11 protein-coding genes and 2 pseudogenes are annotated in these 10853 nt (G+C 58.8%); 9 read left to right on the forward strand and 4 right to left on the reverse strand.

The features are described from left to right. Positions 1 to 118 precede the first annotated feature (118 nt). Both ACIGDJ_RS25385 and ACIGDJ_RS25390 read left to right on the forward strand, forming a co-directional pair. Positions 119 to 481, forward strand: a complete 363-nt coding sequence (locus tag ACIGDJ_RS25385) for a cupin domain-containing protein (protein ID WP_101161619.1) — start codon at positions 119 to 121, stop codon at positions 479 to 481. Between the two features lie 167 nt (positions 482 to 648). Beyond that, a complete protein-coding gene (locus ACIGDJ_RS25390; protein WP_312999790.1) occupies positions 649 to 924 on the forward strand; it encodes a peptidase inhibitor in 276 nt (91 codons plus the stop codon). 85 nt (positions 925 to 1009) lie between these two features. On the opposite strand, the gene rpmG is transcribed toward ACIGDJ_RS25390, so the two are convergent. Both rpmG and rpmB read right to left on the reverse strand, forming a co-directional pair. After that, the gene (gene rpmG, locus ACIGDJ_RS25395) at positions 1010 to 1165 is read right to left on the reverse strand and encodes a 50S ribosomal protein L33 (RefSeq protein WP_016772554.1); all 156 of its coding nucleotides are present in this window, start codon (positions 1163 to 1165) and stop codon (positions 1010 to 1012) included. A gap of 11 nt (positions 1166 to 1176) precedes the next feature. Next, positions 1177 to 1410: pseudogene (gene rpmB / locus ACIGDJ_RS25400) on the reverse strand (50S ribosomal protein L28). Positions 1411 to 1856: 446 nt separating this feature from the next. Here rpmB and ACIGDJ_RS25405 point away from each other — a divergent pair. Further along, complete coding sequence (locus ACIGDJ_RS25405) at positions 1857 to 3446, forward strand: ABC transporter substrate-binding protein (RefSeq protein WP_101161624.1); 1590 nt, start codon at positions 1857 to 1859, stop codon at positions 3444 to 3446. 77 nt (positions 3447 to 3523) lie between these two features. On the opposite strand, the gene radC is transcribed toward ACIGDJ_RS25405, so the two are convergent. Beyond that, positions 3524 to 4198 (reverse strand): DNA repair protein RadC, encoded by a 675-nt coding sequence (gene radC, locus ACIGDJ_RS25410; RefSeq protein WP_312999792.1) that lies wholly within the window; start codon positions 4196 to 4198, stop codon positions 3524 to 3526. A gap of 133 nt (positions 4199 to 4331) precedes the next feature. Between radC and coaBC the strand changes: the two genes are divergently transcribed. The 6 genes and pseudogenes from coaBC (at position 4332) to ACIGDJ_RS25440 (ending at position 10005) form a co-directional block, all read left to right on the forward strand. Beyond that, a complete protein-coding gene (coaBC, locus tag ACIGDJ_RS25415; protein ID WP_039757372.1) occupies positions 4332 to 5540 on the forward strand; it encodes a bifunctional phosphopantothenoylcysteine decarboxylase/phosphopantothenate--cysteine ligase CoaBC in 1209 nt (402 codons plus the stop codon). A 5-nt stretch (positions 5541 to 5545) separates the two neighbouring features. Then, positions 5546 to 6001 carry a dUTP diphosphatase gene (dut, locus tag ACIGDJ_RS25420; protein ID WP_208939256.1) on the forward strand — a complete coding sequence of 152 codons (456 nt, stop codon included), beginning with the start codon at positions 5546 to 5548 and terminating at the stop codon, positions 5999 to 6001. Positions 6002 to 6296: 295 nt separating this feature from the next. Next, a pseudogene (locus ACIGDJ_RS25425) lies at positions 6297 to 7700 on the forward strand (phosphomannomutase/phosphoglucomutase); the annotation flags it as partial. 17 nt (positions 7701 to 7717) lie between these two features. After that, complete coding sequence (gene argB / locus ACIGDJ_RS25430) at positions 7718 to 8623, forward strand: acetylglutamate kinase (protein ID WP_016772548.1); 906 nt, start codon at positions 7718 to 7720, stop codon at positions 8621 to 8623. A gap of 439 nt (positions 8624 to 9062) precedes the next feature. Further along, the gene (locus ACIGDJ_RS25435; RefSeq protein ID WP_101161632.1) at positions 9063 to 9635 is read left to right on the forward strand and encodes a hypothetical protein; all 573 of its coding nucleotides are present in this window, start codon (positions 9063 to 9065) and stop codon (positions 9633 to 9635) included. Next, a complete protein-coding gene (locus tag ACIGDJ_RS25440) occupies positions 9622 to 10005 on the forward strand; it encodes a hypothetical protein (protein WP_101161634.1) in 384 nt (127 codons plus the stop codon). Before ACIGDJ_RS25435 ends, ACIGDJ_RS25440 begins: the two co-directional genes overlap by 14 nt. Before the next feature lie 100 nt (positions 10006 to 10105). Here ACIGDJ_RS25440 and pyrE read toward each other — a convergent pair whose 3' ends face one another. Continuing rightward, a complete protein-coding gene (gene pyrE, locus ACIGDJ_RS25445) occupies positions 10106 to 10750 on the reverse strand; it encodes an orotate phosphoribosyltransferase (protein ID WP_101161636.1) in 645 nt (214 codons plus the stop codon). Positions 10751 to 10853 lie beyond the last annotated feature (103 nt).

Here is a 10853-nt window from a genome sequence, read left to right on the forward strand (position 1 = left end):
GGGTTTGTTTCAATATATTTGACATAAGCTGGCCATACGGCCTTGCGGTGTTCATTTTAATAAACATAGACTTTGGGCCATTCCAGCCAACGCGCCGTCATTAGCGGAGAAAACAACAATGAACATCCAGAACGTCGTCGACATCAGCCTCGCCAGCAGCGAAGCCGAGCGCTATCGCCCGGACCCGGCGAAAGTGCTCAAAGGTGACCCTGAGCAGGCGGTGTTTCATCAATACGACAGCCCTTGCGGACAGATGGGCGTTGGCGTGTGGGAAGGCGCAGTAGGTCAGTGGACGGTGAATTACACCGAGCATGAATACTGCGAGATTCTGCAGGGGGTTTCGGTATTGCGTGACAGCGATGGCAATGCCAAGACCTTACGGGTGGGCGATCGCTTTGTGATTCCGGCTGGGTTTCGCGGGACCTGGGAAGTGCTGGAGGCTTGCCGCAAGATTTATGTGATTTTTGAACAAAAGGCCTGATTCGACACAGGCGGTGACGATAGCTACCAGACAGGTCAACGCCTTTTGTCGACCCGGATCCTTAACGATATAAATAACTACTGCACGTCGTCGTGGATTGTGCCGGATGCTGCAACCGGTCTCGAACAAAGAGGCTCGACAGCATCAATCACAAGGAAGCGACTCCAATGATCAAGTATCTGAAAACCGGCATCCTGACCGGCGTGCTGCTGCTCGCCGCGCAGGCATCAGCCCAGGGCGAACCGTCATCTCAGCGCTGCAACACACGCTGGGCGCAGGAATTTATAGGCCAGTTTCTGACGTTTGCCGTCAAAGAAGAGGTTCGCAAGCAGGCGCGCGCCACCAGCGTGGTGGTCAACTCGCTTGATCGCCAGCACCAGAACAATCGCTTGCGCATCCAGACCGATCTGGATCTGAAAATCACTCATCTGGATTGCGGCTGACCTGTGAGCACTGTCCAGACACGGACAAACAAAAAAGGCCCGTATCGTAAGATACGGGCCTTTTTCGTAAGTCAGGAAAAATCAATTACTTGATTTTGCCTTCCTTGTACATCACGTGCTTGCGAACAACCGGATCATATTTCTTGATCTCGATTTTGTCCGGAGTAGTACGCTTGTTCTTGTCGGTAGTGTAGAAGTGACCAGTACCGGCGCTCGAGATCAAACGAATCAATTCACGCATGATTAGCTCCCTTAAATCTTGCCATCGCGGCGAAGTTCGGCGAGCACGACAGTGATGCCACGCTTGTCGATGATACGCATGCCTTTGGCAGATACGCGCAGACGCACAAAACGTTTCTCTTCTTCAACCCAGAAGCGGTGATGCTGCAGGTTCGGCAGGAAACGAAGACGGGTTTAGTTGTTTGCGTCGGAAATGTTATACCCAGTCACCTCACCCAAAAAGCTAACTTGACATACTCTCGACATGCCTCAGCCCTCTAAAACCACATGCCCAACCCGGCATGGGTTGGCCGCTTAATCTCTCAGTCATTTGGCGCCAGGCGCCGCGTTTCTTTAGAGGTCTTACCGGCTACACCTACAGTGAAGGAACCGGGCCCCTAGAAAAGAGCGCTGCTTTATACCAGAAAGACTGGGGTGCAACAACAATCGGTGTGCAATCAATCGGCAAAAGGGCGATTTTTTCCGCCGCAGACGCCTTGGGCAAAGGCTGCGGCCGGTTTTGACCACTCGTCGCAGAAATCCGCCCCTACAGGCCTTTCAGACTTTTCATCTCGCCATCGGTGCTCGAAACCGCACAAGACTGCGCCTGAAAATGCAAAAAGGGGATAGTCATTTGCAATTCAGAGCTCTAGGGTAGGACTTTTCCAGACTGCACTTGCAGATGGGCCTTCGATCTGTAAAGGAAACCGACCATGCGCCTCGCTGCCCTACCCCTGTTGCTCGTCCCGCTCCTGCTGAGCCCCCTCGCCCAGGCCGCCGCGCTGAGCGTGTGTACCGAGGCCAGCCCTGAAGGGTTCGACGTGGTGCAGTACAACTCGCTGACGACCACTAATGCCTCGGCCGATGTGCTGATGAACCGTCTGGTGGATTTCGACACCGCCAGCGGCAAGGTCATCCCGAGCCTGGCCGATAGCTGGGAAGTCAGCACTGATGGTCTGACGTACGTGTTCAAACTGCACCCGCAGGTGAAGTTTCATACCACCGATTATTTCAAGCCGAGCCGCGAGCTGAGTGCTGAAGACGTCAAATTCAGCTTCGACCGCATGCTCGACCCGGCCAATCCGTGGCACAAAGTCGCCCAGAGCGGCTTCCCGCATGCGCAATCGATGCAGCTGCCGAGCCTGATCAAGAAGATCGACGCCCTCGACCCGCTTACTGTGCGTTTCACACTTGATCATCCGGACTCGACCTTCCTCGCGACCCTGAGTATGGGTTTCGCCTCAATCTACTCCGCCGAATACGCCGACAAACTGATGAAGGCTGGCGCTACCGAAAAGCTCAACAGCCAGCCGATCGGCACTGGGCCGTTCGTGTTCAATCGTTTCCAAAAGGACGCGGCGATCCGCTACAAGGCCAATCCCGACTATTTCCATGGCAAGCCTGCCGTCGACCCGCTGATCTTCGCTATCACGCCAGACGCCAACGTACGCCTGCAAAAACTGCGGCGCAATGAATGCCAGATCGCCCTGTCGCCGAAACCACTCGACGTACAGGCCGCGCTGAAAGAACCGACACTGAAAGTCGAAAAGACTGACGCGTTCATGACCGCATTCGTGGGCATCAACAGTCAGCATCCACCACTGGACAAGCCAGAAGTGCGCCAGGCGATCAACCTTGCCTTCGACAAGACCAACTACATCAAAGCCGTGTTCGAAGACACCGCCGAGGCTGCCAACGGCCCGTACCCGCCGAACACCTGGAGCTACGCGAAGAACCTGCCGGGCTATCCGCACGACGTGGCCAAAGCCAAGGCGCTGCTGGCCAAGGCCGGATTGAAGGACGGCTTTCAGACCACGATCTGGACGCGTCCATCGGGTAGCCTGCTCAACCCGAACCCGAGCCTCGGCGCGCAAATGCTGCAGTCGGATCTGGCCGAGATCGGCATTCAGGCCGAGATCCGCGTGATCGAATGGGGCGAACTGATTCGTCGCGCCAAGGCCGGTGAGCATGACCTGCTGTTCATGGGCTGGGCTGGCGACAATGGCGACCCGGACAATTTCCTCACCCCGCAATTTTCCTGCGCGGCGGTCAAATCCGGCACCAACTTCGCGCGGTACTGCAACGCCGATCTGGACAAGCTGATCAGCGCCGGCAAGACCACCAGCGAACAAGGCGTACGTACCAAGCTGTATGAACAGGCACAGGCGCAGATTCAGCAGCAGGCATTATGGCTGCCGCTGGCGCACCCGACGGCGTATGCCCTGACGCGCAAGGACATCAAAGGCTATTCGGTGAGCCCGTTCGGTCGGCAAGACTATTCCAGAATCAGCCTCAAGCCCTAGGCGGCAAGCCTCAAGCTAGAGCCGACCGCGCACGGCTCTGGCTTGCCGCTTGTAGCTCGATACTTGCCGCTGTCCCTTTACATCCAGCCACACTCCGCCATCGACAGCGGTTCGCCATCGCCGACGATGAAGTGATCAAGCACCCGCACGTCAATCAACTCCAGGGCCTGCCGCAGGCGCTTGGTCAGCAGCCGATCCGCCTGACTCGGATCGGTGTTGCCGGACGGATGGTTATGGCAAAGGATCACCGCCGCTGCGTTATTGGCCAGCGCGCGTTTCACCACTTCTCGGGGATGCACGCTGGTGTTGTCGATCGAGCCGCGAAACAGCGCCTCGAAATTCAGCACCTGATGTTTCGAATCGAGAAACAGACAGCCGAACACCTCGTGCGGCTCATGCCGCAGCATCGCCTTGAGGTAGTCGCGAACGACTTGAGGGTTTTCCAGTGCCGGTTTCTGCCGTGAGCGTTCGGCCAGATGGCGCTTGCTCATTTCCTGAGCGGCTTGCAGTTGGGCGAATTTGGCAGGGCCGAGGCCCATTTGTTTGCTGAATGCGTCCTGATCGGCCTCGAGCAATAAACGCAGGCTGCCGAATTGCGTCAGCAGATGTCTGGCGAGGTCCACAGCGCTTTTCCCGGGCAATCCGGTGCGCAGAAAAATCGCCAGTAACTCAGAGTCCGAGAGGCTCCCCGCTCCATGCTCCAACAACCTCTCCCGCGGCCGTTCCGCCGCCGGCCAATCGCGAATACTCATACACACTCCCTGTCTGTGGGCGCCGCTGTTCCGTAGCGGTCGCTGTGATATCGTAGCCCATCTTTTTGGCGGTCGATTCAACCCTGGGGAGGGGCATCGCGCCGCAGTCATCAACGAAATGAAAGGCAGACCTATGCAGCGGCTGTATCGGAAACGCATCGTTCTGGGCGTCGGCGGCGGCATTGCGGCCTACAAGAGCGCCGATCTGGTTCGCCGCCTTATCGACCAGGGCGCTGAAGTGCGCGTGGTCATGACCCATGGCGGCGCCGAGTTCATTACCCCGCTGACCATGCAGGCCCTGTCGGGCCACCCGGTGCACCTCGACTTGCTCGACCCGGCCGCCGAAGCCGCGATGGGCCATATCGAGCTGGCGAAGTGGGCCGATCTGGTGCTGATCGCCCCGGCCACCGCCGACCTGATTGCGCGCCTGGCGCAAGGCATCGCCAACGATTTGCTGACCACGCTGGTGCTGGCCACCGATGCCGTCGTGGCCGTCGCGCCGGCGATGAATCAGGCGATGTGGCGCGACCCGGCCACTCAGGCCAACCTGCAACTGCTGGAAAGCCGTGGCCTGAAGACCTTCGGCCCGGCGTCCGGCAGCCAGGCCTGCGGCGACGTCGGCATGGGCCGCATGATGGAGGCCACCGATCTGGCGCTGCTCGCCGCCGATTGCTTCCAGCGCCTGGCCCTGACCGGCAAGCATGTGGTGATCACCGCCGGCCCCACCCAGGAAAACATCGACCCAGTGCGCTACATCACCAACCACAGCTCCGGCAAGATGGGCTTTGCCCTCGCCGAAGCGGCCGTGGAAGCCGGCGCCCGCGTCACTTTGATCAGCGGCCCGGTGCACTTGCCGACGCCAGATCGTGTAACGCGGATCGACGTGGTCAGCGCCCGCGACATGCTCGCCGCCTGCGAATCGGCCATGCCATGCGACGTGTTCATCTCGTCGGCTGCGGTGGCGGACTACCGGCCGGAAGTCGTCGCGCCACATAAACTCAAGAAAGATCCTACGAGCGGGGACGGCTTCGTCCTGCAAATGGTGCGCAACCCGGACATCCTCGCCACCATCGCGACCCGTCCCGACCGTCCGTTCAGTGTCGGCTTCGCCGCCGAAACCGAACACCTGCTCGACTACGCTGCACGCAAGCTGAAGGACAAGAATCTCGATTTGATCGTCGCCAACGACGTCGCCAACCCGAGCATCGGCTTCAACAGTGAAGAGAACGCCTGCAGCGTCATCGACCGTGAGCTGCACGCCACGGTTTTCGCCCAAACCAGCAAGAGCAAGATTGCTCGCCAACTGGTCACTTTTATCGCCGAACGTCTGAACCAGGTTTAATTTACATGCACGCTTTGCAAGCCAAGATCCTCGATCCACGCATCGGCACCGACTTCCCGCTGCCGCAATACGCCACGCCGGGCTCCGCCGGCCTCGACCTGCGCGCCATGCTCGATCAGGACACCGTGATCAAGCCGGGTGAAACCGTGCTGATTCCCACCGGCCTGTCGGTCTACATCGGCGACCCGAATCTCGCTGCACTGATCCTGCCGCGCTCCGGCATGGGCCATAAACACGGCATCGTCCTGGGCAATCTGGTCGGCCTGATCGACTCCGACTACCAAGGCCCGCTGATGGTGTCCTGCTGGAACCGCGGCCAGAGCGACTTCACCATGACCGTCGGCGAACGCCTGGCGCAATTGGTGCTGGTACCGGTGGTGCAGGCTCACTTTGAAATGGTTGAAGAGTTCGTCGAGACCGAGCGTGGCACCGGCGGCTTTGGCCACACTGGCACCAAGTAACTGAATATCCCCTGTAGGAGCTGCCGCAGGCTGCGATCTTTTGACTTTGTTTTTTCAAGATCAAGATCAAAAGATCCCAGCCTGCGGCAGCTCCTTCACGGAAATTTGTACAGATTCGCTTGAACGGTTAAGCGCGGAAAATCAAGGTTTTGCCAGTCGCGAGCCCGGCCAGCGGAGGCGTCATGGCCCTTTCATAGCACGAACTCTCTGTGCAAAACGCCGTCATACCCTTCAGTTTGAGCCTGCCGTCGAACATTTCGCCGGCGTGTCCCGCCCTTTCCGAGATGGAGCATGTCCACAGATGAGCACCCCCGCCAAAATCGCCCCTAAGCTGCCTGACAGCATTTTCCGCGCCTACGACATTCGCGGCACCGTGCCGGATTTTCTCAACGGTGAAACCGCTTACTGGATTGGCCGCGCCATCGGCTCGCAGAGCCTGGCCCAGAGCGAACCGAATGTGTCGGTCGGTCGCGACGGTCGCCTGTCTGGCCCGGAACTGGTCGCGGAACTCATTCGCGGCATCGCCGAAAGTGGTTGCCACGTCAGCGATGTGGGCCTGGTACCAACGCCAGCGCTGTACTACGCCGCCAACGTGCTGGCCGGCAAGTCCGGGGTGATGCTCACCGGTAGCCACAACCCTTCGAATTACAACGGTTTCAAGATCGTGATCGCCGGCGACACCCTCGCCAACGAACAGATCCAGGTGCTGCACGAGCGCATCAAGAACAATGACCTGAGCACTGGCCAGGGCAGCGTCACTCAGGTCGAAATCCTCGACCGTTACAACACCGAAATCGTCCAGGACATCAAACTCGCCCGTCGTCTGAAAGTCGTGGTCGACTGCGGCAACGGCGCGGCCGGTGTGATCGCTCCGCAACTGATCGAAGCGCTGAACTGCGAAGTCATCCCGCTGTTCTGCGAAGTCGACGGCAACTTCCCGAACCATCACCCGGATCCGGGCAAACCGGAAAACCTCGTCGACCTGATCGCCAAGGTCAAGGAAACCAACGCCGACATCGGCCTGGCCTTCGACGGCGACGGCGACCGCGTCGGTGTGGTGACCAACACCGGCAGCATCGTCTACCCGGATCGCCTGCTGATGCTGTTTGCTCGCGACGTAGTGGCTCGAAATCCGGACGCGGAGATCATCTTCGACGTCAAATGCACCCGTCGCCTGGTGCCGCTGATCAAGGAATACGGCGGTCGGCCGCTAATGTGGAAGACCGGTCACTCGTTGATCAAGAAGAAAATGAAGCAATCCGGCGCGCTGTTGGCCGGCGAAATGAGCGGGCACATCTTCTTCAAGGAGCGCTGGTTCGGTTTCGACGACGGCATCTACAGCGCCGCACGTCTGCTGGAGATCCTCAGCAAGGAAAAATCCACTGCGGAAGAGCTGTTTGCGACCTTCCCGAACGATATTTCCACGCCGGAGATCAATATCCATGTGACCGAAGAGAGCAAATTCAGCATCATTGATGCACTGCACGATGCTCAGTGGGGCGAAGGCGCCGACCTGACCACCATCGACGGCGTGCGGGTCGATTACGCCAAAGGCTGGGGCCTGGTGCGCGCGTCCAACACCACACCGGTGCTGGTGCTGCGTTTCGAGGCCGATGACGAGGCTGAATTGCAGCGCATCAAGGATGTATTCCACGCCCAACTGAAACGCGTTGCACCTGATCTCCAACTACCGTTCTGATCCACCCGGAGCCCTGAATGACCCTCGAACGCGAAGCCGCCGCCAACACTGCCAAGGTCCTGTCCGAAGCGCTGCCTTACATCCGACGCTATGTCGGCAAGACCCTGGTGATCAAATACGGCGGCAACGCGATGGAAAGCGAGGAGCTGAAAACCGGCTTCGCCCGCGACATCGTGCTGATGAAAGCCGTGGGCATCAACCCGGTGGTCGTGCACGGTGGCGGCCCGCAGATCGGTGATCTGCTCAAGCGTCTGTCGATCGAGAGCCATTTCGTCGACGGCATGCGCGTCACCGACGCCGCGACCATGGACGTGGTGGAAATGGTCCTCGGCGGTCAGGTCAACAAGAGCATCGTTAACCTGATCAACCGCCATGGCGGCAGCGCCATCGGCCTGACCGGTAAAGATGCCGGGCTGATCCGGGCGAAGAAGCTCACCGTCTCCCGTCAGACCCCGGAGATGACCCAGCCGGAAATCATCGACATCGGCCATGTCGGCGAAGTCGTCGGCATCAATACCGAGCTGTTGAATCTGCTGGTCAAAGGCAACTTCATCCCGGTCATCGCGCCGATTGGCGTCGGTGAGAACGGCGAGTCCTACAACATCAACGCCGATCTGGTGGCGGGCAAGGTTGCCGAAGCACTGAAAGCTGAAAAGCTGATGCTGCTGACCAACATTGCCGGCTTGATGGACAAGTCGGGCACCGTGCTGACCGGCCTGAGCACGCAGCAGGTCGACGACCTGATTGCCGACGGCACGATCTACGGCGGCATGCTGCCGAAGATCCGCTGCGCACTGGAAGCTGTTCAGGGGGGGGTTGGCAGTTCGTTGATCATCGATGGTCGTGTACCGAACGCGATTCTGCTGGAAATCTTCACCGACACCGGTGTGGGCACGCTGATCAGCAATCGCAAGCGTCCTTGATCGCTAATCGCTGAAAGCAAAAGATCGCAGCCTTCAGCAGCTCCTACAGGGATTTCGTACAGACGAGAACCCGCTTTCTGTAGGAGTTGCCGCAGGCTGCGATCTTTTTGGCCGCGAAGGAAACGCCTGACTCGACATAGCGAAACGTCCGACATCCCCCCAGAACAAATCGCCCTAGGATCTTCCCTTCATTCAGTGGAGATCTTCCCATGCAAAAAGACAGCGTTCCTTACGGCAGTGACATTTCGGCTGGCACTTACGCCTGCGTGGACTGTGGCCGAGAGTATTCAGGCCCCTCGCAAACTTCGATGCCGCCCTGCCCTGACTTCACGCAAGCGTCTCATCCTCTCAAGGGCTGGAAAGTCCTGCGCGGGCAAGGAGACGCACCGCAGGATCCCTATCCAGCAACCAGCGACAAATAACCCGGAGCGCCTGAGCCATGCGGATCTCGTTCACGATCGACGCCGACGCTTTCGAGCAGGAACAGAAGGAGCCGGTGAAAAAAACCTTGCGCATCGGCGACGCCGAAATCGCCCACGCACTGGAGCGGATCGCCAAGGCGAGCCTGACTGAATACCTGAAAATGCTGGTCGAGGGCGGCATGCCCAGCCGGGCCGACGAAGCCAAACAGGATCGTCTGCTGTATCTGATTCAGAGCTACTTCGGGCAAACGCTGCCGACCGAATCGCAGATCTCGACGATCTTTCAACTGACCCAGAGCCAAAGCAAAACCCTGCTGAAGAATACCGTTTCACGCTTTCGCAACCAGCTCGACGACATCCTGCAGCACAGCATGCGCGCGGTGATCGAGTCTGCCGAACATGCGCAAAACGTGTTCCTGGTGGTGATCAGCTCGGACGTGATTCGCGATGAGCTGAACATGCTCATCACCCAGAACGAGCCGACGTTCAAACCCATCACCAAGCGAAAGGGCAGCGCCGGACAGTTCGAGATCAGCGAAGATTCCCACGCATTGCTCTGCGCAACGCTGGGCTTGAATGCCGTTCAGTGACATTGTCGCGGTCAGTGGCTTGTTGCTGACCCTGACCACGTTCATGTTCAACCTGGCATGGCCGGCGCTCAACGAAGCGCTGGCTGAGGATCAATATCAAAAGGGTTCGCAGGGCCGAAAACGCAGTCGAGACAAGGTGATGGCTGCTTTCTACTGGCGAGCATTGCCATTGACGTGCGCTTTCGTGGCGTTGTTCTACGTCAACTTGCCGGCAGCGGTTCGCATCATCGGCAGCAGCACGCTGGATCTGTGGGATTTCGATGTGGATCGCACGCTGTATGTGATGGTGGTAGCTGCGCTGCTGGTATTCGCGCTGGTCAATGTTGGACTCGCGCTGAGGCTGCTCGGCAAATGGCGCAAATTGCGTTAGCCCCCCCTGTAGGAGCTGCCGAAGGCTGCGATCTTTTGATTTTGTTTTGCCAGATCAAGATCAAAAGATCGCAGCCTTCGGCAGCTCCTGCAGGTTCGTCTCAGACGCCAAACTGGGCGCGATAGGCTTCGACGGCTGGCAAGTGCTGCTTGAGCTGCGGATCGTCGGCGAGGAATTCCAGCACCTGATTCAGCGAAACAATGCTGATCACCGGAATGCCGAAGTCGCGCTCGACTTCCTGGATCGCCGACAACTCGCCGTTGCCTCGCTCCTGACGGTTCAGCGCGATCAGCACGCCGGCTGCCTTGGCGCCGTCTTGGGAAGCGATGATCTGCATCACCTCGCGAATGGCGGTGCCGGCGGTGATCACATCGTCGATGATCAAGACTTCACCAGTCAGCGGTGCGCCGACCAGGCTTCCACCCTCGCCGTGGGCCTTGGCTTCCTTACGATTGAAGCACCATGGCAGGTCGCGGCCGTGATGTTCGGCCAGCGCAACGGCGGTAGTCGCCGCCAGCGGAATGCCTTTGTAAGCCGGGCCAAATAGAACGTCGAAGGGGATGCCGCTTTCGGCAATGGCGGCAGCGTAGAAACGCCCCAGTTGCGCCAGGGCCGAACCCGAGTTGAACAGGCCGGCGTTGAAGAAGTAAGGACTGGTGCGCCCGGACTTCAGGGTGAACTCACCGAAGCGCAAAACGCCGCGATCGATGGCAAAACGAATGAAATCGCGCTGATACGCTTGCATGAAAAAAACCCCAAATACCACGGATTTAGCTAATTAGCTTGACGCCGTGTATCATACACGCACGCGATTTTTGGGGCCATTTATGCGGATCATCAGTGTGAAC

It is taken from the genome of Pseudomonas sp. NPDC079367 (assembly GCF_044542195.1).
Taxonomy (GTDB): domain Bacteria; phylum Pseudomonadota; class Gammaproteobacteria; order Pseudomonadales; family Pseudomonadaceae; genus Aquipseudomonas.

Excerpts from the sequence above, each read along its gene's own strand:
- ACIGDJ_RS25385 (WP_101161619.1), top strand. The coding sequence starts at position 119 with ATGAACATCCAGAACGTCGTCGACATCAGCCTCGCCAGCAGCGAAGCC.
- ACIGDJ_RS25390 (WP_312999790.1), top strand. The coding sequence starts at position 649 with ATGATCAAGTATCTGAAAACCGGCATCCTGACCGGCGTGCTGCTGCTC.
- rpmG (WP_016772554.1), bottom strand. The coding sequence starts at position 1,165 with ATGCGTGAATTGATTCGTTTGATCTCGAGCGCCGGTACTGGTCACTTC.
- ACIGDJ_RS25405 (WP_101161624.1), top strand. The coding sequence starts at position 1,857 with ATGCGCCTCGCTGCCCTACCCCTGTTGCTCGTCCCGCTCCTGCTGAGC.
- radC (WP_312999792.1), bottom strand. The coding sequence starts at position 4,198 with ATGAGTATTCGCGATTGGCCGGCGGCGGAACGGCCGCGGGAGAGGTTG.
- coaBC (WP_039757372.1), top strand. The coding sequence starts at position 4,332 with ATGCAGCGGCTGTATCGGAAACGCATCGTTCTGGGCGTCGGCGGCGGC.
- dut (WP_208939256.1), top strand. The coding sequence starts at position 5,546 with ATGCACGCTTTGCAAGCCAAGATCCTCGATCCACGCATCGGCACCGAC.
- argB (WP_016772548.1), top strand. The coding sequence starts at position 7,718 with ATGACCCTCGAACGCGAAGCCGCCGCCAACACTGCCAAGGTCCTGTCC.
- ACIGDJ_RS25435 (WP_101161632.1), top strand. The coding sequence starts at position 9,063 with ATGCGGATCTCGTTCACGATCGACGCCGACGCTTTCGAGCAGGAACAG.
- ACIGDJ_RS25440 (WP_101161634.1), top strand. The coding sequence starts at position 9,622 with ATGCCGTTCAGTGACATTGTCGCGGTCAGTGGCTTGTTGCTGACCCTG.
- pyrE (WP_101161636.1), bottom strand. The coding sequence starts at position 10,750 with ATGCAAGCGTATCAGCGCGATTTCATTCGTTTTGCCATCGATCGCGGC.